We start from the raw sequence: 21,858 nt of genomic DNA on the forward strand, positions 1-21,858 counted from the left end.
AAGCTTGACGTGAGATAGCCCATCAAGTATAATTTTCATGTTGTATTTGTGGACTTCCACAGCTGCAACCGCTCGGGACGAGTCATTAAGTTTTCCGCTTGCGGAGCACTTGTTTTCGGCGAGTCTAAGTCTAACAATATAAGGAGGTGCACATACATGTACGCAATTATCGTAACTGGCGGCAAGCAGTACAAGGTCGAAGCAGGCCAAGCTGTTTATGTCGAAAAGTTGAACGTTGAAGCTGGTGAAAAGGTTACTTTTGACCAAGTTGTCTTTGTCGGTGGCGACACGCCTAAGATTGGGACACCAACTGTTGCAGGTGCAACTGTTACTGGAACTGTTGAAAAGCAGGGTCTGGAAAAGAAGGTTGTTACTTTCAAGTACAAGGCCAAGAAAGGCCAACATACGAAGAAGGGTCACCGTCAACCATACACGAAGGTTGTCGTTGATGCTATCAACGCTTAAACCTAAAGATTAAGAGAGGCGATCTCGATGATTCACGCGACGTTCCATCACGGAACTAACCGAATCGATTCATTCCAAATCACTGGCCACGCTGACTCAGGTGAGTATGGTCAAGACATCGTTTGTGCTGCAGTCTCGGTGCTTGCGATTACGACTGTCAATAGTCTGCAACGAATCGCTGAGATTCCGGTGCAGGTTGACAACCGCGATCAGGAAGGTGGCTTTCTGGAAGTCCACCTCCCACCAAAGCTGGAAGCAACGGCTGAACTTAAGGGACAAACGCTCCTCCAGAGTTTTGAGGATGGGTTAAGAGATGTCGCCACAAATTACGCGGATTTTGTTAAATTCGCAGAAACCAAAGACTAATTTGCGGAGGTGAAACTTATGCTGATGAACATGAACTTACAATTCTTCTCTCACCATAAAGGTGGTGGGTCTACTGCTAACGGTCGTGACTCTGCTGGTCGTCGTCTTGGGACGAAGGCTGCTGACGGTTCTACTGTTACCGGTGGTTCTATCCTTTACCGTCAACGTGGGACGCACATCTACCCTGGCTTAAACGTAGGCCGCGGTGGTGACGATACGTTGTTTGCTAAGGTTGCTGGCGTCGTTAAATTCGAACGTCTGGGCCGTGACAAGCGTCAAGTATCCGTATACCCAGTTGCAGAAGAAGCAGCTAAATAACACGAGGTTTTCCTCGTAACGACTGAAGAGCTTGAGGCGAGACCAATTCGCTTTGAGCTCTTCTTTCTTCTCTCTAAGGGTTACCGCCAATCAGGGTCACCGTGGGGCGTTACATATCTGTGAGCCATCGTGGTGTTGCTTCGGTGGTCGGCAAATGCGTTGGGAGAAGTTAAGCCAATCGACTAGGATTGGCACAACAATCAATTCATCTCTATTTTGGCAAAGGGGCTGGGTTTATGACGACTAGAATCGAACGGTTACAGGCACAATTTGATCGCTTAAGTATCGATAGTTTTCTGGTGTCTAGCGCAAGCAATCAGCAGTATCTGGCTGGGGCTAGTGTCGAGAGTGGCGACGGGTACCTACTGGTGACGGCCAAGGACGCCGTGTTTATCACGGATGCTCGGTACCAAACGGAGCTTAAGCAGACCATTCCGGAGATGCCCTTGGCAATCACCCGGGATTACTTGCAGGCGGCTAACGACCATTTACAGGCCGTAGGGGCCACCGTACTGGGAATCGAGGATAGTTTATCCTTGGGCGAGTACCAGTGGTTAGATGAGCATTTATGGACGGATATCGTGCCGCTGACCGGTGTGGTCGATGCGCTGCGGCAGATCAAGGAACCGGCCGAGATTGCGGCTATCCGGCGGGCAACCGCCCTGACCAGCCAAGGTGTCACCGCGCTCTTTGATCAACTCCACGTGGGGCTGACCGAACGGCAGGCCGCTCACTGGCTGGAACGGTGGATGGTCGACCACGGCGCGACCGGGACCAGCTTTGACACCATCGTCGCCAGTGGGCCACGGTCCGCTTGGCCGCACGGGTCGGCGAGTGATAAACCCTTAGCCGCTCATGAGATGGTCACGATTGACTGCGGGTTCTACGTGGACGGGTACACGTCCGACGTGACGCGAACCGTGGCCTTGGGCGATCCTGGCAATCACCTGAAGGCGGCGTACCAAGCCGTTCAGACCACGCAAGAAAAGATCATGGCCGCCGTTAAGCCCGGCGTCACGGGTGGCGAACTGGATCGCATTGGTCGCGATTACCTGACCGAACAGGGGATGGGGGAAGCCTTCATCCACGGTACCGGTCACGGGATTGGACTAGATATCCATGAGGGACCCAACATCGGTCGTGGCTGGCCGGACGTGATGACCGCTAACGAGGTGATCACGGTGGAACCCGGTGTCTACTTTGCTGGCGAGGGGGGACTGCGAATCGAAGACGATTTGTTAGTTACCCCAACCGGTCACGAGACGCTGACTACCGCGCCTCGGAATTTAATTATTCTGTAAGTCACACGCTCATCTTGCTTTTTATGGGTAAGAATTGATATTATAAAGAGGACATATTTTAGGAGGCTGAACACATTATGGCAATTTCTACTGCTGATTTTAAAAACGGTTTAACAATTGAAGTCGATCACGCAATCTGGCGGATTATTGAATTCCAACACGTTAAGCCAGGTAAGGGTGGCGCATTCGTCCGTTCAAAGCTGAAGAACTTACGGACCGGTGCCGTTCAAGAAAAGACTTTCCGTGCCGGTGCTAAGATGGAACGTGCCGACATCCAAACGCGTTCCATGCAATACCTGTACGAAGATGCCGACAACCGGGTCTTCATGGACACCGACAACTTCGAACAAATCGAAGTGCCCGACGAACAAATCAAGGACCAATTACCTTACTTGCAAGAAAACATGAATGTTGACTTGGTTCAATTTGGTAACGAAGTTCTGGGGATTGAAGTTCCGAACACCGTAGTCTTAGAGGTAACGGCGACTGAACCTGGTATCAAGGGGAACACCGCTTCCGGTGGTTCCAAGCCAGCAACCATGAACACGGGACTCGTTGTTCAGGTGCCATTCTTCGTTAACGAAGGCGACAAGCTCTCCATCAACACGACCGATGGAACTTACATTTCTCGTGCCTAAGTTTTAAACGTTTAAACAGTAAGGGAGGGTCAACGAATGGCAGAAGATACTAATATCATTTTAGAATCAAAGGAACCCGCACTGGGCAAGATTGAAGTGGCGCCACAAGTCCTCGAAATCATCGTCGGCATTGCGGCTAGCCAAACTGAGGGCGTTGCGCGGATGCGTGGTTCATTGGCAAACAGCGTCACGGAGCTTTTGGGTCGCAAGGAACAACACGGTAAGGGCGTTAAGCTCGTGTTTGACGGCGACGAATTAGCAGTTGATGTTTACGTTTACTTGAATTACGGGGTAGCGGTTCCCAAGGTTGCCTTGGCCATTCAGGATAGCGTGAAGCAACAATTGCTGTTCATGACCGACCTCGATTTACGTGAAGTCAACGTTCACGTGGAAGGCGTCATTCCCGAAAAGACGGCGCAACAGGTGGATCCAGACAACCTGTTTAACCAGACCGATGAAGGAGACAGTGACCAATAGTGACACTTACACGACATCAGATTCGGGAACGCGCATTTCAAATGTTGTTTGCATTGAATGCCAATCCTGAAGCCGATCAAGAGGCGTTATACCAACGCGTCTTGACCGATGACCCGAACCAAACCGTTCCTGTACCCGCTTATCTGACGACTTTAGTTCAGGGCGTCTTGGCCAACCAAGCCGAGCTGGACGCGCAGATCGACCAGTATTTGAGTACTGGTTGGCAATTAAAGCGAATCGCGAAGACCGATCTGGTCATTATGCGCATGGCTTTCTTTGAAATCGAGCACGTGGAAGAAGTGCCGAACCGGGTGGCCGTCAACGAAGCCTTGGAATTAGCCAAGAACTTCAGCGATGACCGTTCACGGCGGTTTATTAACGGTGTGCTGGCCCATACGTTGGACGGCGACTCCGCGGATTCACAAGCTTAACTAGAGAGGACCGATTGCCGGAAGGGTGGTCGGTCTTTTGTTTACGGATTTTTGGAGGCGGGTCACGGTGAATTGGCGGGATCTGGCGGTTAGGGGGTTGTTCGCCAAGACCAGCACGAGGCGGTGTCGTCCGCGGAAGTATAGTTTTTGTTATGGGAACGGATACCTTGCCCGTTTTCAGAAGAGGTATGCTAAAATGGAAAGTAACTTGAATTTTATGGGGAGGACGAGTTGCAATGGCAATCATCATCGACGGTAAACAGATCGCAAAGGACCTCAACGCACAGACCCAGCAACGGGTAGCGGCGTTAGCGAAACAGGGGGTCGTTCCCGGCCTCGCCGTGATTATCGTGGGCGATGATCCGGCCAGCGCTATTTACGTGCGGAACAAGCACCGCAAGGCCGTTAAATTAGGTATCAAGTCCGTCGTGCGGGAGTTGCCGGCTTCCATCAGTCAGGCGGAACTGCTCGCCATCGTTGACCAGTACAACCACGATGCCACCATTCACGGGATTCTGGTTCAGTCGCCACTACCCGTGGGTTTGGACGAACAGGCCGTAGTGGCGGCCATTGACCCGGCCAAGGACGTGGATGGCTTTCACCCGCTGAACGTGGGGCGGTTACTGGCTAATTTGCCCGGCCATTATCCCGTTTCGTGTACGCCCCGCGGTATCATGACCATGCTGGGCACCCTGAATGAACACCTGCGCGGTAAACAAGCCGTCGTGGTCGGTCGGAGCATGATTGTCGGTCGGCCCATGGCGGCCATGCTGCTGAACGCCGATATGACGGTCACGGTGGCCCATGTGCATACCAAGCATTTGAGCGAACTGACCCGTACGGCCGACGTCTTAGTGGTCGCCACGGGCGTCACGCATTTGATTAAAGGCAACGCTATTAAACGTGGCGCCATCGTCATTGACGTGGGGATGGACCGCGATGAACAGGGTAAGTTAACGGGCGATGTCGACTTCGATGCCGCCGTCGACCGCGCCGGGGCCATTACGCCGGTGCCCGGGGGAGTCGGCCCCATGACGATTGCCACGTTAATGCAGCAGACGGTAGATTTATGTGAGTGGAGTGAGCAACTTGGCAGCAACTGATTACTTAACGGTTACGGCGCTGACCCAGTATTTGAAGCGTAAATTCGATGTGGATCCTTACCTGGGCAAGGTGTATCTGACGGGTGAAATCTCGAACTTTCGCCTGCGGCCACACGCCCACCAATACTTTAGTCTCAAGGATGACCACGCCAAGATCAGTGCCATCATGTTTCGGTCGGCCTTCGAGAAGTTGAAATTCACGCCGGAAACCGGGATGAAGGTGCTGGTCACCGGGCGGATTTCGCTGTATGAGCCCACGGGACAGTATCAGATTTACGTGGAGCGCATGGAACCGGACGGCATCGGCCAGCTCTATCAGGCCTACGAGCAATTGAAGAAAAAATTAGCCGATGAGGGTCTCTTCTCAGCGCCCAAACGGCCCTTGCCCCGCTTTCCCAAGCGGATTGCGGTGATTACCAGTCCCAGTGGGGCCGTCATTCGGGACATCATCACGACCACGCGCCGGCGGTATCCCATCGCCCAGATTGTCCTGTATCCCGCGGTGGTCCAAGGAGATGGCGCGGCGCCCGACCTGGTTCGCCAACTGGAACGGGTCAACGCGGCCGGAACCTACGATACCCTGATCATTGGTCGGGGTGGGGGCTCGATTGAAGACCTCTGGCCGTTTAACGAGGAGAGTGTCGCGCGGGCTATTGCGGCCAGTCGTATTCCGATTATTTCCTCGGTGGGCCACGAGACGGATACGACTATCGCCGATTTGGTAGCCGACGTGCGGGCCGCTACGCCCACGGCGGCGGCCGAATTGGCCGTCCCGGTGTTGACCGATGAAGTCTTGAAGCTTCAGCAGCAGCGGACGCGGCTCTTTAATGCCATGACCAACCGGATTCATTTCCAACAGGAACGTTTAAATAAATTAATGGCGGCCTACGTCTTCCGTCAGCCGCAGCGTTTGTACGAAACCTACGTGCAACGCCTCGACCACGCCCAACAAGGCTTGGCGCGCAACATGCAGCAGCAATTACGCCAGAATCGGCAACGGTATCAGTTGGCCGAACAGGGCCTGCGAAGCCGAAATCCGTTGGCTCGCGTGCAACGCGACCGGACCACGGTGGACCAGCTGACGGCACGTTTGCGGACGGAAGCCCAGCGGTATCTGGAAGATCGGCAGGAGCACGTGGGTAAATTAATCAGTGGTTTGGATTATTTAAGTCCCCTGAAGATTATGAGTCGCGGCTATAGCTACGTGACCCAAGACGATCACGTGGTGCGGCAGACCGGTGATTTGAAGACCGGCAACGCCACGATTCATTTGAGCGATGGGACGGCCACCGCAGAGATTGTAGACATTCAACCAGCATCGGAGGATCAGCATGAGTGAAGAACAAAAACCAACTTTTGAAGAGAACTTAACAACTTTAGAAAACATCGTGGCGCAGTTGGAACAGGGTGACATTCCGTTGGAACAAGCCCTCTCCCAATTTCAGAAGGGCGTTGCCTTGAGTAAGGACCTGCAGACGACTCTGCAGGGCGCCGAAAAAACGCTGGCGACCATGATGGACGATAACGATCAGGAACAAGCTTTCGAGACGCCACAAGGGGGCACGGGTGATGCCGATTGAGACACGGCTAACAGAATTTGAGACGACTTGGGTGCCACGGTTAAATGCCCCGCTTCAAGCGGCCATTGCGCAAGACACCGGCGATGACCGGTTGGCCGAAGCCATGGCGTACTCCGTCCTGGCCGGGGGTAAGCGGCTGCGACCGCTCCTGACGGTGGCCACCTTGCAGGCGGTGGGACAGACTTTCGACGATGCCCGGCATTGGCGGCCGGTGATGGCCCTGGAACTACTCCATACGTATTCGCTGATTCATGACGATTTACCCGCCATGGATAACGATGACTTGCGGCGCGGCGAACCGACCAACCACGTGAAATTCGGCGCGGGGATGGCCACGCTGGCCGGCGACGGCCTGTTGACGTTGGCCTTTCAGTGGCTCACGGCCACGAACCTGCCGGCGACCACTCAGGCTCAACTCGTTCAGGCTCTGGCCGTTGCGGCCGGTCCTGGTGGGATGGTAGCGGGTCAGGCCAAGGATATCCAGTCCGAACACGTTGACCTACCGCTCGATCGGTTGCGGGTGCTCCATCGCGAGAAGACCGGGGCCTTGCTCCACTACGCCGTTCAGGCGGGCCTGATTCTGGGAGCGGTCCCTCAAGACCAGCGCGCGCCTTACCTAGCGTTTGCCGATGCCTTCGGGCTGGCCTTTCAGATTTACGATGATATCCTAGACGTGGTTGGCACGGCGGCAGAATTGGGAAAGGCTACCCAAAAGGATGCTGGCGAGGCGAAGAATACCTATCCCGGCAAGCTCGGCCTTGAGGGAGCCAATCAAGCGTTGATCGCCACGATTCGGACCGGTAAGGACGCGCTGGCGCAGTTACCGGCCGGTGATGGTCGCGAGCTGTTGGCGGCCTTCTTCAGTTATTTTGACACGAAACGGGTGAAACCATGAAAAAGAAACGGGTTGCGGATTTATTAGTGGAACAGGGCGTCTTTACCTCGTTAGACGAGGCGAAGCGTGCGGTGATGGCCGGAGAAATCCTGGGAACCAACGAAGAACGCTTGGACAAGCCGGGTTCTTTGATTCCGGCGGACACGGAGCTACACCTTAAGGGACACCCACTGCCCTACGTGTCGCGGGGTGGGTTTAAGCTGGCCAAGGCCCTCGAGGCGTTTGGCATTGACGTGACCGACCGGGTGGTTTTGGACATTGGCTCGTCCACCGGGGGCTTTACCGACGTGATGCTCCAGCACGGCGCCAAGCTGAGCTACGCCCTAGACGTGGGCAGCAACCAGCTGGTCTGGAAGCTGCGGCAGGACCCGCGCGTGGTGGTCATGGAACACACGAACTTCCGCTACAGTAAGTTAGCCGACTTTACCAGGGGGCAACCGACGTTTAGTTCGATTGACGTTTCCTTCATTTCGCTGAAAATGATTTTGCCGCCACTAAAGGACATTTTGGCCGTTGGTGGGGATGTCGTAGCGTTGATTAAGCCGCAGTTTGAGGCGGATCGCGCGGATGTGGGTCGCCACGGTATTGTGCGGGATCGCGCGGTGCATACGGCAGTGGTGCAGCAGATTATTGACTTTGCGGTGGCTACCGGCTTCAGCGTGCTCGGTCTGGATTTCTCGCCGATTAAGGGTGGCGAAGGGAATATTGAGTTCCTGGTTCATTTACGATCGGTTGATAAAAATGCAGTTTGTGCAAGTTCAGTTTCCGTTGACCGGACGATTGATGCCGCCTATGAGGGCCTGAATCACTAGTTTATGAGAAAATTATGAGAATTTGCTTTCCAAATACTTAGGTCTGGTATATGATAAGATTATGCATTTTTTATCAGAGAAAGAGGGGGCCAAGTATGAAGAAGCAAGAACGCCAGCAACTGCTTAAACGTCTATTAACGTCACGTGAAATTGAACGTCAGGAGGATTTTGTTCATCTTCTTGAGGCGGATGGGATTCACGTCACTCAGGCGACGATTTCACGGGATATTAAAGAGATGCAGCTGGTGAAGTTGCCGGCTGAATCTGGCGGATACCGATACAGCCTGCCAGTTCAAAAGAAAATTGACACCCAGAAGAAATTACAACGAACCTTACAAAACGCGTACGTTTCCTTCGCCGTTCAGGGGGAATTTACCATCCTGAAAGTGTTGCCGGGTAACGGTCCAGTGATTGCGTCACTGCTGGATCAGATGCGTTACGAGTTCGTGTTTGGCACGGTTGGCGACGATAGCTCCGTGTTAACCGTTTGTGTTTCCCACAAGGGTGCCTTACAATTAGAAGAGACGATTAACCGCATGATTGCGGATTAGAACCGACCACGACTGACCGACCAGCGCAGTGCTGACGAAGGAGCTGTGGTCGTTTTACGCTCACGACTTGTGATTATTCAACGTGGACGTATAAAGATAACGAAAACGAATAAAATCGCGTCAGATTTGGGAGGCCAGAACGTGTTACAGGAGCTGTCGATTAAAAATTTTGCCATTATTGACCAGTTGGATGTTGCCTTTAAAAATGGCATGACGGTCTTGACCGGGGAAACCGGGGCCGGGAAGTCGATTATTATTGATGCCGTGGGGCTACTAGCCGGTGGTCGGGGGTCGGCCAACTTTGTGCGGACCGGGATGGACAAGGCCATCATCCAAGGGAGCTTCGTCTTTCCGGCCGGCGGAACCACCTACCGGGTACTCGATGACCTGGGAATTGACCACGACGATGGTAGCGTGATTCTTCAGCGTGAGATTCACGCCAACGGTCGCAACACCTGTCGGGTCAACGGCATGCTGGTCAATACCAGCACCCTCAAGCGGATTGGTGAGACGGCCGTGGACATTCACGGGCAAAACGAGCATCAGGAGCTCATGCAACCGGAGAAGCACCTGGGGATGCTCGATGAGTTTGCGGGCCAAAAGGTCGCCCAGCTGTCGGCCAGCTATACGCAGAAATATGCCGCCTACACGCAGTTGAAGGCGACCCTGGAGAGCCGACGGGCCAACGAAAAGGAATGGGCCCAACACCTCGACATGCTGAAATTCCAGGTAGACGAGATTGAAACGGCCCAGCTGCGTGCCGGTGAAGAAGATGAACTCGTAGCGGAGCGCGATCGGCTGGATAATTTCCAGAAAATTAACGACGCCTTGCAACAGACCCAGGCCATTCTGACCGGCGAAGAGACCAGCGCCGGGGCCAACGACCAGATTGGCAGTGCCATGCAGGCTATGCAGGCGATTGCCGACTTCGACCCGGCCTTTAAGCAGATTGCGTCGAGCTTGGAGACGGCCTACTACGCGCTGAGCGACGCGGTGGGGGATGTGTCGTCTCAGCTGGACCTACTCGAGTGGGATGAGGGCCGACTAGACGAGATTGAACGCCGCTTGGACGTGATCAATCAGCTCAAGCGGAAATACGGCGACTCCGAGGAACAGGTTTTAAGTTACTACGATAAGATTGCCGCGGAGTTAAAGCAGATGCAGGCGACCGATGAGACGGCCGATGACCTGGAGGACCGGGTGGCCAGCCAGGAGTCGGACCTGCTGAAGCTGGCCGAAAAGCTCAGCAAGGCCCGCCAGCAGGCCGCTAAACGGCTGGAAAAGGCCATTCACGGTGAATTGGCCGATTTGTACATGGATAAGACCGTCTTTGCGGTGCATTTTACCCGGGCGAAGTCCCAGACACTGATGAGTACGGGGCTCGATCACGTGGAGTTCTACCTGCGAACCAATCCCGGTGAGGCCATGCGCCCGCTGGCTAAGATTGCGTCCGGTGGGGAATTGTCGCGGATCATGCTGGCCCTAAAGACCATCTTCTCCGAATCGCAGGGGATTACCTCAATCATCTTTGATGAGGTGGATACCGGGGTTAGCGGCCGGGTGGCTCAGGCCATCGCCGAAAAGATCAGTGGGATTGCGCAGGCCTCGCAGGTCCTGTGTATCACGCATTTACCGCAGGTCGCGGCCATGGCGGACCACCATTATTTCATTGCCAAGCGGGTGGTTGCCGATCGCACGGAGACCTCGTTAACCCGTTTAGACGAAAGTAGCCGAGTGGATGAACTCGCACGGATGTCGGCCGGAACTCAGGTCACGAAGCTGGCGTTGGAACACGCTCATGAGCTATTAAAATTAGCCGATGAAGCCAAGGCGGCTCACGCTTCCAGCCAAAATAAATCATGATTTAATCAGGCGGTTATTAAGCGATTGGTAATCGCCTTTAATATTGGCAACGAATTAGTTTAGTGGACATATAAATTAACCCTTAAATTAACCGCAGAGTTAGACTATAATTAAGTCAATAAACAAATACGGTGTAGGGGTGAATAGGTGATGTGGAAAAAGTTAAGCTTCTGGATTCTAGGCCTCATGATAGGGTTGTTGGTCCTGATGAGTGGGGGCTGGTTGACGGCACGAGCGGAGAATTTAAATGCCTATGTGACGGGTAGTGTTACTAAGCCGGCAGAAATCACGGAAGACGGCGTGACAAATCCGATTGACTCAGGAGCGGATTTAATGGCGGGCCAGGGTTACGTTCTGACTTATAACTGGGGAATTGAGGATGGTCAGACGATTAACGCTGGAGATACGGTGACGGTGACGTTACCGGAGACGGCCGATTATTCCAATTTTTTGGCGATACCCACTGACGTTCAACTTCAGGGGAGCGATAAGCCTGCCGGAAGCATGCTACCCAATCCGGACAATGCACACCAATTGATTATTACGTTTAATGGTAACTTAAGCAATACGAATACCGGTCGTACAGGGACTATTAGAGTTCACGTGCAGGGCAAAACGAATAGTTCGGGATCGGGTGGTGGTTCCGGCGTTGATCTGATCAGAAAGAATGGTTGGCCACTTAAGTATGATTATGATAAAAATGGTTATCCGACGCATATTGTTTGGCAGATTACGTTAAATCCCGACAATAAAAATTTGGGTGATGTTACCTTAACCGATCAGATTGGGCCGTACATGACTTTTCATCAAGCGCAACAGGACACCGATCCCTATAAGATAACGACCGACCCAGTCCTACCTGCGGGTGATTTTAGTGCCACCGATTCCGGATCGACCCTCGTCATGAAATTAAAAGGTGTGACGAAAAAAGTGGATATTTTCTACTATACAGATATTGATCCCCAGTATTTTCTGACCCATCAACAGGGGAATTTCAGTAATTCGGTTGGCCTGGTTAGTGCCTCCGGGGGCGGAGATACCACGACCGACCCGGGAGCTCCCGACGGTGTTCCGGCAACCCAAAACATTTTCAAAAACTATAGTTGGGGCGCCAGTGCGACTATTGATGGCTGGTACCTGGGAGGTTTTGAGCTAACGAAGACGGATGCTGACCAGTCAACGACTAAGTTGGCTGGTACGGTCTACACGTTACAAAGAGAGTCTAGTAAAGGTAATTGGTCAGACTATCAAACGGGTCTGGTCACGAATGCTCAGGGCATCTTAAGAGATATCAGTCTGGAAGTTGGCAACTATCGGCTGATTGAGACGACTGCACCGAATGGTTATCTGGTTGCTGATAAGCCCATCGACTTTACAATTTCGGCCGAAGATGATCCAACGGTTCACGAACTAACCCAAAGTGACCAGCCCAACGGCGCCACACTGACCAAAACCGATGAGAAGACAAAGGCGCCGGTTCCGGGTGCGACCTATCGCTTGGTTAAGGGCAAGGGTACAGGCACAGAGGCTACTCCCGATGACACCGCGGTGGTTAAAGACAATCTCACCACGAATGCTCAGGGACAGGTGACCGTTAGCAAGCTCGCTCCGGGAACGTACTACTTTGAAGAGACCCAAGCGCCCGACGGCTATCAGCTGAATTCAGAACCGGTTGCGGTCACCATTACCGCGCAGGATGAGAGCGTTCAAACGGTCAAGCAGAGTGACCAGCCAACCGAGGATAGTAGCAGCAGTAGTAGCACCGACAGTAGTAGCACCAGCAGTAGTGATGGGGAATCCTCGTCTTCTTCATCTTCATTCGATGTTAGTTCCAGTGTCCCAGCAACGAGTCATTCAAAGTCCTCGTCTTCTATCACGGATAATCCCCAATCCGACACTAATTCGGACACCAGCAGTACGAAGACGACCAATGCCAGTTCAACCACCACGAAGACTCAGCATCAGGTGGTGGCCAACGTGGGGACCAGCAGTTCTAGCGCTTCGACTGCGCCTCGGCATATCGGCAACGCTGCCGGCACGGACCGCGCAAGCCACGCCGCCACGTCACGGACCGCACAACAACGCGCCCTGCCACGAACCAATGGCCAGCGCAGCCTGTGGGCCTTCTTGATTGGCTTCCTGATTCTCGGGTTGAGCTTAGCCGGCTGGCGGTGGCATCAGTCACGGTTAAAGAATTAAGTTACCTAAATTAAAACGGACATCACAGTGGTGGTGTCCGTTTTGTCTATACCTAGTTAGCAAGTTAAGTGAACGAATCAATCCCGTCGTATGGCCGCTTTAGCCGCAGTACAGGTGAGCGTTTCAATAGGAGGATGATGGTAAATCATCGTATAATTGATGGTAACAAATAACGATTTGGGGGATGTTATCATGAAAGTCGGATTGTTTGTCGGGGTAGCTGTCGCTTCCTTGGGAATTGCGGTTGGGGTCAGCAATGTGCAGCCGCAATCGATTCACGCCGTAGCGACCGTTCAATCGACGCCCAAGGCTTATCGCGGAAGTTGGTTTCAGTATCAGGACTTGCAGTATCGGGTGAAGGTGACCAAGTCGACCTTCATCTTCGGGGGTGGCTACTACGCAAAGCAAAAGTGGCATCCCGTCGATCAGCAGACCTACCGGATCAGCCGAACGGTCAAGGCGGGCACGTGCACTTGGAATCAACGGGCCAATGCCCAGGGCTATCAGACCATTAAGATTAAGCATGGAAAATTCTTGGTCAAGCTCCAGGAGGGAATTCTAACGGTCAAGCAGTATCGTCAGGGGGAAGACGTCAACGGCTATCCGCTGTACTTCCATCAGGTCAAGCACCCAGCAACCGTATTCTCTAAGTAAAACAACGTCCACTGGAAGAGCGATGTCGCCATTTCAGTGGACGTTGTTGGGTCTAACGGGCGCGTTGCACGGACCGGAGCAGGCCGGGGGCCACGATTGTGGTTAAGGTCCGACTCTGTTTTAAAATGAGGTGACCAGCGGCGTCTTCCTTCAAGTGACCCATCACGGTCGTGGGCGCAACTTCTGCGGGCGCCTTGAACTGTAGGCGCACCAAGTAATGCCGGTCAAGGGCCTGCTGAATAAAGTAAGTCAATTGGAAAGTGGGCATCTGCGGATAAACAACCTGGCCGTTAATGACGGGCAAATCGCTGAAAAGTTCTTTGTACGCCGTTGCTACCCGATCAGACAGGGCAGTCGTGCCATTCGTAATTAAGTTTTGCATGCTGATCACCTCGAACATTTGTTTGTGCTTTTATTATACGAACGCGTGTTTGATATTGCAAGTAGTTTTTCACAATTTCCGGATAATTTTAAGCAGCGAGACGGTTAAGGTTGAGCTATCGCGCTTTTCTCGACTTATTAAATTTGAAGACCTACCACGAAAGGTGACCCGAACAGTTGGTCGCAGGTTGGGGATAAACGGGAACGCAGTCCAACCGCTTAGTAAACCGCTTACGCGCGGGCGTCAACCGCAATTTTTTTCGTGTTTTCGGGGTTAGGGGCAGTATTTCTTCCTAAATAGTGGTAATATAGTAACCTATAGATTATAGCTGAAGTCATAGAATTTTGACTTTAAACGACACGGTGCCCACGGGTGGCGGTGTCATAATTAAATTTTTAGTGAAGGGATTTTTAAACGATGGCTAAACGTGGAATGCTCATTGTGCTTTCGGGCCCATCCGGCGTTGGTAAGGGAACGGTGCGTAAAGCCCTGTTCGATACCGGCGAGACCGACTTTTCCTACTCCATTTCGATGACGACGCGGCAACCGCGTGAGGGAGAAGTCAACGGTGTCGATTATTACTTTGTCTCCAAGGAAGAATTCGAGGAGAACATTCGGACCGGACAGATGCTGGAATACGCCAAGTATGTTGACAATTACTATGGCACCCCGTTAAAATATGTTAATGAGACCTTGGATCAAGGCAAGGATGTTTTCTTGGAAATCGAAGTCAACGGGGCCATGCAGGTGCGGGCCAATTGTCCCGATGCCGTCTTTGTCTTTCTGACACCCCCTGATTTGATGGAATTGAAGCACCGCCTGATTGGTCGGGGAACCGACGCCATGGACGTCATTAACAAACGAATCAAGAAGGCCGTTGGTGAAATTCAGATGATGCGCAACTACGATTACGCGGTGGTCAACGATGAAGTTAGCAAGGCGGTTGACCGGATTCAGATGATTATTCGCAGTGAACGGTTACGGGTAACCCGGGTCATGCCGGATTACGAACAAATGATTGGAGACGAATAAAAAATGCTACTTTATCCCTCAGTTGATGATTTATTAGCACAAGTGGATTCACGGTATTCTTTAATTATGCTGGCTAGCAAGCGGGCCCACGAGCTCGATGCTGGTGCCAAGCCACTTTTGACCGACTACAAGTCCCCAAAGACGATTGGTCGCGCCCTCGAAGAAATCGCAGCCGGCGCTTTAATGATCGATCCGGACGAAAAAGATTTGAACGCCTAACACGGGCATTTCAGAAAAGACCAGGTTGCCGTTGGGTAATCTGGCTTTTTTTATCAAGTGAGTGCGAACGGAGGAAAAGGATGTTTGAAGGAAAACATGTGACGTTAACGATTAGTGGTAGTGTGGCGGCTTACAAGGCGGCGACGTTAGCCCGGTCCCTGCAGCGCGCGGGAGCCACGGTGCGGGTCGTCCTGACCGCGGCAGCGGCAAGATTCGTAACACCGGCTACCTTTGCGGCGTTGACCAAGCAACCGGTCTTGACCGACACGACCTGGTGGCACGATGACGGGCAGATTGCCCACGTGGAACTGGCCGATTGGACGGACCTCGCCATTGCGGCACCGGCCTCCGCCAACCTGATGGCCCAGTTCGCCAACGGTTTGGCCAATGATGTGGCCAGTGCCACTTGGCTGGCCACCGCCGCGCCCAAGGTGGTGGTGCCGGCCATGAACAGCCACATGTGGCAGGCCGCCGCAACCCAGCGTAATCGCCAGCGCTTGCTGGACGACGGCGTGACGGTTCTCCAGCCAGCCACCGGAGCACTGGCCGAGGGGTATGCCGGAACGGGTCGCTTCCCGGAACCGGCCGACATCGTGCGGCAGTTGGAACAACTCGAATTATTTACGCCCCAAACGCTTCGGGGGAAGTCCGTCATCGTCACGGCCGGCGGAACGCGTGAGCGGCTCGATCCCGTTCGGTTCCTGACGAATGATTCCTCCGGTAAGATGGGGTATGCCGTGGCCGCCGCGGCCCAAGCGGCCGGGGCCACGGTAACGTTGATTACGGCGCCGACCCGCCTGACCCCACCGGCCGGCGTAACCGTGGTGCCCATTCAGAGTACCGCGGAACTGGCCGAGGCCGTCCTGACGCGTTTTCCGCAAGCCGACGCCCTGGTGATGGCCGCCGCGGTCGCTGATTTTCAGCCACTAACGGCCGCCGATCAGAAGATTAAGAAGACTAAGGACAATGATGAATTGATTTTAAAACTCAAGAAGACGCCGGACATCTTAGCGGAAGTCGCCAAGGTTAAACGGACCAACCAAGTCACGGTGGGCTTTGCCGCTGAGACGCAGAATTTGCTGGCTAACGCGCAACGTAAGCTACAAAGCAAGTCCTTAGACCTGTTGGCCGCAAACGACGTCTCCCGGGCGGACATTGGCTTCAATAGCGATGACAATCAGGTTACCTTCATTCAAGCCGATGGTTCGCGCGATCAGACCCCTAAGACCAGTAAACAGATGATTGCGACGGCTTTAGTTGCGCGACTAGCCGCTATTTTAGAAACGAAATGAGGTGACCGCCATGGCCCAGATTGGCCAAATTTTAGTAGATGTTCCCACGATGCAGACGAATGATCCTTATTCTTACGCGATTCCCGCCGAGCTGGAACATCAAGTCCAAGTGGGGATGCGGGTGATTGTCCCGTTTGGTCGTGGCCACCGATTAGTCTCCGGCGTGGTGGTCGGGCTGAGCGATGTGACCAGCTTTGATGGCCAATTGAAGCCCATCGAAACGGTCCTCGACCTGGCGCCCGTCTTGAACACCGAGCTTCGTCAGCTGGCCGATTGGTTGGCTCAGACGACCTATGCGTTTCGTATTACCTGCATTCAAACGATGTTACCGAACCTCCTGAAGGCCCAACCGAAGCGCCAGATTCGCCCGACCCAGCCGTTAACGGCCGCCGAGATGGCCACGTACTTTCCGGATGGCGCGCCCCGCGACTTTGACGCCGCGAAGTTAGACGACGCCACGGTGGCCGGGCTCTTGAAGCTTCAACGGGCGGGAAAGGTCGAGGTGGTCTACGAGGTGAAGAACCGCGCGGCCGCTAAGACCACCACGGGCATTACGCCTGCCCTGACGCCGACCAAGCTCCGGGAGATTGCCGCAACGGTTCGCAAGCGGGCCCCGAAGCAGGCCGTTTTGCTCCAGTATCTGGCGGAAATGACGCCGGATACGCCCGTTGCCCAAGCCACCGTGGGTAAACGCGCCGGGGTCACGCCCGCCGTGATCGCCACGGCCGCTGACAAGGGGTGGCTGACCAAGTCGACACTGGAGGTCTACCGTGATCCGTTTCATCAGCCGGTGAAGCCGATCCAGCCGTTACGGTTGAATGCCGAGCAACAGACCGCCGTGCAGGCGATTACCCGGGCCATCGACGATCAGCAGACCCAGAATTTCCTGATTGAGGGTGTGACCGGGAGTGGGAAGACCGAGGTCTATCTCCAGAGTATCGCCCAGGCCCTTCAACGGGGACGAACGGCGTTGATGCTGGTGCCCGAGATCGCCTTAACTCCGCAGATGGTCAATCGCGTGAAGGCCCGGTTTGGCCAGCGCGTGGCCGTCCTGCATAGCGGTCTGTCCAAGGGCGAGCAGTATGACGAATGGCGCCGGATCGACTGCGGCGAGGCCACGGTGGTGGTGGGCGCCCGGTCGGCGGTCTTTGCACCGGTCGAGAACCTCGGCGTGATTATCATGGACGAGGAACACGAAAGCAGTTATAAGCAAGACGAGAATCCCCGGTATCACGCCCGCGACGTCGCGTTGTGGCGAGGGCGGTACCACCACTGTCCGGTCGTCTTGGGCAGCGCCACGCCTTCACTCGAGACGCGAGCTCGGGCGGCCAAGGGCCTGTACACCCGGTTGGTCCTGTCCAAGCGAGCGAAGGCCCAGCCCATGCCGACCGTTCACATCGTGGATATGCGTGAACAGCTGAAGCAGCAGGGTGACAGCGACTTTTCCGAACCCCTGATGACGGCGATTCAGGCCCGACTAGACCGGCACGAACAGATCGTCTTGATGCTGAATCGCCGGGGGTATTCGTCATTCGTGATGTGTCGGGACTGCGGTTTTGTACTGAAATGCCCGAATTGCGATATTTCTCTGACGTTACACATGGACACTCACAGCATGAAATGCCATTACTGCGGGCATGAAGAGGCGATTCCCCACGTGTGCCCGAACTGCCATAGCAAGAAGATTCGTTACTACGGGACCGGGACACAAAAGGTTCAGCAGGCCTTGGAGAAATTGCTCCCCACGGCTAAAATCCTACGAATGGACGTGGATTCAACGCGGCGTAAGGGGGCCCATGAACGAATCCTCCGGCAATTTGGGGAACACCAAGCGGATATCCTGCTGGGGACTCAGATGATTGCCAAGGGCCTGGACTTCCCCAACGTCACGTTGGTCGGGGTCTTGAACGCCGATACCGCCTTGGGCTTACCGGATTTCCGGGCCAGCGAACGGACCTTCCAATTGCTCACGCAGGTGAGTGGTCGGGCTGGTCGGGCAACTAAGCCCGGTGAGGTGTACATTCAGACCTTTAACCCGGACCACTACGCCATCCAGTTGGCGCAGAGCCAGGACTACGAGCGCTTCTTCGTGACGGAAATGCACATGCGCCATCAGGGGAATTATCCACCGTATTATTTTGCGGTCCAACTGACGGCCAGTCATGAGGAAGAAGCCGTGGCGGCCAAGGCGATGTATCAGATTGTGGCGGCCTTAAAGCAGGGGTTGAGCGCAAACGCCATCATCCTCGGCCCCACGCCCAAGGCAATTGCCCGGGTTAAACGGAAGTACTACTACCAAGTGGTGATTAAATACAAACACGAGCCGCAACTCCGCGCGGTGCTGGAACAGATTCGCCAGGCCGCCCAAGTGCCAGCCCGTCACGGTTTATCCGTGACCATCGACTCCGAACCGATGAATTTCATGTAAGTCCGCGAGGCTGAGTGGTCAGATTTCGAAAAAATCGGATGAAATTGCCAAAGACAATAGGGATTGGGCGCCCAATCTGCTATCATTAGAGTGTGTGACGTCGCTGTCCACCTAGCCGTTCGCCAAATTTGGTCTGGAACGCGGTGGGGAGGACGGAAAAAGCTAAAGTCCTGAATTTGAGTCGAGTCTCTAAGTTATTGTTATCTCAAGTAAAATGCGTGGGAAAATTCCACGGCTGAGCCTAAGCCTGACGCCGCTTGGTTACGTGTAACTCCAGGCGCTGGCGGTAAAGCTTATTTGATTTGTGGATGTTAGCGTAGTCGGAGGAGGCCAGGGATGGCGCCAGCCGTGACCGTGAAGTTAGCTGGTGTTTCTCAACCAGGTTACTTCACTAGGCGATTTAGAGAACGGCTCTAAATCGAGGAGAAAGACCGCGCTGTGGCTTTCTCCGGTCGTCACAGCGGCAGAATCCCTGGTAGCCGGAGACGCAGCGACTTAAAAAAACAAAACGTAAATAACTTAAAATCCAAAGAATTTAACCCAAGAAAGTATGGTGTACGATGACTTCAGTAATTTTTATGGGCACGCCCGAATTTTCGGCGCCCATTCTGAGCAGTTTAATTGAAAAGGGCTACGACGTCTTGGCTGTAGTGACCCAGCCCGATCGGCGCGTGGGCCGGAAGCACGTCTTAACCGCTTCCCCCGTCAAGCAGGTGGCCGTGGCACATAATATCGAGGTGCTCCAGCCCCAGAAGATCTCCGGTAGCGACGAGATGGCCCGCGCCATTGCGCTTGCGCCCGATCTGATTGTGACGGCGGCGTTCGGTCAATTCTTACCCACTAAGTTGTTAAAGGCGGCCAAGGTGGCGGCCGTGAACGTTCACGCGTCCCTTCTGCCCAAGTACCGCGGTGGGGCGCCGGTCCACTACGCCATCATGAATGGCGACAAGGAGACCGGCGTTTCCATCATGTTCATGGAAAAGAAGATGGATGCCGGCGCGGTCTTGGCCCAACGTGCCATTCCGATTACCGATCAGGACGATGTGGGTAGCATGTTCGATAAGCTCAGTCTGGTCGGTCGCGACCTGTTGTTAGAGACGCTCCCTAAGTTACTGGCCGGTGAGATTACGCCGGTGCCGCAGGACGAATCCCAGGTGACCTTCTCACCTACGATTAAGTCCGATGAGGAACGGATTGACCTGAACCTCAGCGCCCATCTGATTGACTGCAAGGTGCGGGCACTCCGCCCGGCGCCTATCGCCCACATTTACTTGAACGGCGTGCGGACCAAGCTGTGGGACGTAACGGTTCTGGATGAGACGACGGACCTCAAGCCCGGCGAACTGGTGAGCCACGATAAGCATCACTTGGCGATTGCGACTGGCGAACACGGGGTCTTGGCGCTAAACGAGATTCAACCGGCCGGCAAGCCGAAATTAAGCATTACCGACTTTCTCAATGGAACGAGCGACGCATTGACAATTGGCGAACAGGTGGCTGAATAATGACAAAGAATACGACTCCCCGGGCTTTAGCCGTTGAAGCTTTGACGCGCGTGGCCAACGGGGCTTACTCAAATTTACAATTGGAACAGACCTTAGAGAGCCATAACTTAAGCGACGTTGACCGCCGCTTCGTGACGAATCTGGTCTACGGGACCATCCAACATCAATTAACGTTGGAATACTACTTAGCGGGTTTCGTGAAGCCTAATCAAAAGGTGTTGCCGTGGGTCAAGATGACCTTACTGGTGGCGCTTTACCAGGAACTTTACTTGGATCGGGTGCCTAAGCGGGCCATCTTTAACGAAGCCATCCAACTGGCTAAGGACCGGGGCCACGAGGGGATTCGGCGCTTCGTCACCGGGGTCCTACACGCCATCGATCGGCAGGGGCTTCCCGATATCAGTCAGATTAAGGACCCCGTTCAACGGCTGAGCCTACAGTACTCCGTGCCGGAATGGCTGGTGACGGCGATTCAAAAGCAGGTCGGTGACGAGAAGGCCGTCAGCATTTTAGAAACGATTAATCAACCGGCCGCGCAGTCCGTGCGGGTCAATACGGCGGTGGCGACGGCCGAAGCGGTGCAACAATCCCTGACGGACCAAGGCTACACGGTCACGCCCAGTGTGGTTGCCGGCAATGCCTTTCGTTTGGATGACAAGGCGGCTAACCAGAGCAACGTCTTTGAAACCGGCGAGCTGACGATTCAAGATGAAAGTGCGATGCTTCCGGTGGAGGCCCTACAAGTCCGGCCTGGCGATCAGGTCTTAGACGCCTGTGCGGCTCCCGGTGGGAAGACCACCCAGATTTCCGCGCTCCTCAACGCCCATTCCGGCGGTAAGGTGACGGCCTTAGACCTCCATCCCAAGAAGGTTAACTTGATTGAAAAGAACGCCGAACGTCTGCACGTGAGCGACCGGGTGGATGCCGTGGCCTTGGACGCCCGGAAGATTAACGATCGCTTCCCCAAGAAGCAATTTGACCGAATCTTAGTCGATGCGCCGTGTTCCGGGTTGGGATTGATTCGACGGAAACCAGAGATTCGTTACGAAAAGACGCCGCAGGATATTCAGCAGTTGCAACGCGTTCAATTGGGAATTTTGGATGCCGTGAGCGAAAAGTTAAAGCCTAATGGCATCTTGGTTTACAGCACGTGTACCATTTTGGATACGGAAAATGCCGACGTGGCCGCTAAGTTCTTGGCGGATCATCCGGACTTCGAATCCATGCGGGTGAACACGCAGTTACAGGTCAAGGATGACCGGAGCACGGACACGTTAGCCATCTATCCGGATGATTTCGATTCAGACGGCTTCTTCGTGAGTGCCTTTCGTAAGAAAAAATAGGGGT

23 protein-coding genes and 1 other annotated feature are annotated in these 21,858 nt (G+C 54.1%); of the genes, 22 read left to right on the top strand and 1 reads right to left on the bottom strand.

Going from position 1 to position 21,858, the window contains the following annotated elements; genetic code table 11:
- Positions 1 to 56 precede the first annotated feature (56 nt).
- Positions 57 to 136, top strand: a sequence feature (ribosomal protein L21 leader region).
- 20 nt (positions 137 to 156) lie between these two features.
- The 16 genes from rplU (at position 157) to V8I28_RS00605 (ending at position 13,653) form a co-directional block, all read left to right on the top strand.
- Complete coding sequence (gene rplU / locus V8I28_RS00530) at positions 157 to 465, top strand: 50S ribosomal protein L21 (RefSeq protein ID WP_011667708.1); 309 nt, start codon at positions 157 to 159, stop codon at positions 463 to 465.
- Between the two features lie 27 nt (positions 466 to 492).
- Complete coding sequence (locus V8I28_RS00535) at positions 493 to 831, top strand: ribosomal-processing cysteine protease Prp (RefSeq protein ID WP_168899700.1); 339 nt, start codon at positions 493 to 495, stop codon at positions 829 to 831.
- A 24-nt stretch (positions 832 to 855) separates the two neighbouring features.
- Complete coding sequence (gene rpmA / locus V8I28_RS00540) at positions 856 to 1,149, top strand: 50S ribosomal protein L27 (protein WP_269801535.1); 294 nt, start codon at positions 856 to 858, stop codon at positions 1,147 to 1,149.
- Between the two features lie 236 nt (positions 1,150 to 1,385).
- A complete protein-coding gene (locus tag V8I28_RS00545; protein WP_341778183.1) occupies positions 1,386 to 2,450 on the top strand; it encodes a M24 family metallopeptidase in 1,065 nt (354 codons plus the stop codon).
- 77 nt (positions 2,451 to 2,527) lie between these two features.
- A complete protein-coding gene (gene efp, locus V8I28_RS00550; protein ID WP_168899702.1) occupies positions 2,528 to 3,088 on the top strand; it encodes an elongation factor P in 561 nt (186 codons plus the stop codon).
- A gap of 36 nt (positions 3,089 to 3,124) precedes the next feature.
- Positions 3,125 to 3,565, top strand: coding sequence for an Asp23/Gls24 family envelope stress response protein (locus tag V8I28_RS00555; RefSeq protein WP_057735358.1), 441 nt, complete (start codon positions 3,125 to 3,127; stop codon positions 3,563 to 3,565).
- Complete coding sequence (gene nusB / locus V8I28_RS00560) at positions 3,565 to 3,996, top strand: transcription antitermination factor NusB (protein WP_341778184.1); 432 nt, start codon at positions 3,565 to 3,567, stop codon at positions 3,994 to 3,996. Before V8I28_RS00555 ends, nusB begins: the two co-directional genes overlap by 1 nt.
- A gap of 236 nt (positions 3,997 to 4,232) precedes the next feature.
- On the top strand, positions 4,233 to 5,099 hold the full coding sequence (locus V8I28_RS00565; RefSeq protein WP_341778185.1) for a bifunctional 5,10-methylenetetrahydrofolate dehydrogenase/5,10-methenyltetrahydrofolate cyclohydrolase: 867 nt from the start codon (positions 4,233 to 4,235) through the stop codon (positions 5,097 to 5,099).
- Entirely contained in the window at positions 5,086 to 6,438 is a 1,353-nt protein-coding gene (gene xseA / locus V8I28_RS00570; protein ID WP_341778187.1) for an exodeoxyribonuclease VII large subunit, read from the top strand. The genes V8I28_RS00565 and xseA overlap by 14 nt, the downstream gene beginning before the upstream one ends.
- Positions 6,431 to 6,679: an exodeoxyribonuclease VII small subunit gene (locus V8I28_RS00575; protein ID WP_341778188.1), complete on the top strand. Its 249-nt coding sequence runs from the start codon at positions 6,431 to 6,433 to the stop codon at positions 6,677 to 6,679. The genes xseA and V8I28_RS00575 overlap by 8 nt, the downstream gene beginning before the upstream one ends.
- Positions 6,669 to 7,574: a polyprenyl synthetase family protein gene (locus tag V8I28_RS00580; RefSeq protein ID WP_341778189.1), complete on the top strand. Its 906-nt coding sequence runs from the start codon at positions 6,669 to 6,671 to the stop codon at positions 7,572 to 7,574. The genes V8I28_RS00575 and V8I28_RS00580 overlap by 11 nt, the downstream gene beginning before the upstream one ends.
- Positions 7,571 to 8,386: a TlyA family RNA methyltransferase gene (locus V8I28_RS00585; RefSeq protein WP_341778190.1), complete on the top strand. Its 816-nt coding sequence runs from the start codon at positions 7,571 to 7,573 to the stop codon at positions 8,384 to 8,386. The genes V8I28_RS00580 and V8I28_RS00585 overlap by 4 nt, the downstream gene beginning before the upstream one ends.
- Positions 8,387 to 8,481: 95 nt before the next feature.
- Positions 8,482 to 8,937, top strand: coding sequence for an arginine repressor (locus V8I28_RS00590; RefSeq protein ID WP_341778191.1), 456 nt, complete (start codon positions 8,482 to 8,484; stop codon positions 8,935 to 8,937).
- 141 nt (positions 8,938 to 9,078) lie between these two features.
- Entirely contained in the window at positions 9,079 to 10,800 is a 1,722-nt protein-coding gene (gene recN, locus V8I28_RS00595) for a DNA repair protein RecN (protein WP_341778192.1), read from the top strand.
- 150 nt (positions 10,801 to 10,950) lie between these two features.
- Positions 10,951 to 12,999 (top strand): MSCRAMM family protein, encoded by a 2,049-nt coding sequence (locus V8I28_RS00600; RefSeq protein ID WP_341778193.1) that lies wholly within the window; start codon positions 10,951 to 10,953, stop codon positions 12,997 to 12,999.
- 192 nt (positions 13,000 to 13,191) lie between these two features.
- Complete coding sequence (locus V8I28_RS00605) at positions 13,192 to 13,653, top strand: hypothetical protein (RefSeq protein ID WP_341778194.1); 462 nt, start codon at positions 13,192 to 13,194, stop codon at positions 13,651 to 13,653.
- Positions 13,654 to 13,705: 52 nt separating this feature from the next.
- Here the strand turns inward: V8I28_RS00605 and V8I28_RS00610 are convergent, their stop codons facing one another.
- Positions 13,706 to 14,035, bottom strand: coding sequence for a hypothetical protein (locus tag V8I28_RS00610; protein ID WP_341778195.1), 330 nt, complete (start codon positions 14,033 to 14,035; stop codon positions 13,706 to 13,708).
- A 417-nt stretch (positions 14,036 to 14,452) separates the two neighbouring features.
- Between V8I28_RS00610 and gmk the strand changes: the two genes are divergently transcribed.
- The 6 genes from gmk (at position 14,453) to rsmB (ending at position 21,854) form a co-directional block, all read left to right on the top strand.
- Positions 14,453 to 15,067, top strand: coding sequence for a guanylate kinase (gene gmk, locus V8I28_RS00615; protein WP_168899713.1), 615 nt, complete (start codon positions 14,453 to 14,455; stop codon positions 15,065 to 15,067).
- Between the two features lie 3 nt (positions 15,068 to 15,070).
- Positions 15,071 to 15,286 carry a DNA-directed RNA polymerase subunit omega gene (rpoZ, locus tag V8I28_RS00620; protein ID WP_020089007.1) on the top strand — a complete coding sequence of 72 codons (216 nt, stop codon included), beginning with the start codon at positions 15,071 to 15,073 and terminating at the stop codon, positions 15,284 to 15,286.
- A gap of 80 nt (positions 15,287 to 15,366) precedes the next feature.
- The gene (gene coaBC, locus V8I28_RS00625; RefSeq protein ID WP_341778197.1) at positions 15,367 to 16,578 is read left to right on the top strand and encodes a bifunctional phosphopantothenoylcysteine decarboxylase/phosphopantothenate--cysteine ligase CoaBC; all 1,212 of its coding nucleotides are present in this window, start codon (positions 15,367 to 15,369) and stop codon (positions 16,576 to 16,578) included.
- 10 nt (positions 16,579 to 16,588) lie between these two features.
- Positions 16,589 to 19,006, top strand: a complete 2,418-nt coding sequence (gene priA / locus V8I28_RS00630) for a primosomal protein N' (protein WP_341778198.1) — start codon at positions 16,589 to 16,591, stop codon at positions 19,004 to 19,006.
- Between the two features lie 560 nt (positions 19,007 to 19,566).
- Positions 19,567 to 20,511: a methionyl-tRNA formyltransferase gene (gene fmt / locus V8I28_RS00635; RefSeq protein WP_341778199.1), complete on the top strand. Its 945-nt coding sequence runs from the start codon at positions 19,567 to 19,569 to the stop codon at positions 20,509 to 20,511.
- Positions 20,511 to 21,854, top strand: a complete 1,344-nt coding sequence (rsmB, locus tag V8I28_RS00640) for a 16S rRNA (cytosine(967)-C(5))-methyltransferase RsmB (protein ID WP_341778200.1) — start codon at positions 20,511 to 20,513, stop codon at positions 21,852 to 21,854. The genes fmt and rsmB overlap by 1 nt, the downstream gene beginning before the upstream one ends.
- Positions 21,855 to 21,858: the final 4 nt, after the last annotated feature.

Source organism: Levilactobacillus sp. HBUAS70063, assembly GCF_038374745.1.
GTDB lineage: Bacteria > Bacillota > Bacilli > Lactobacillales > Lactobacillaceae > Levilactobacillus.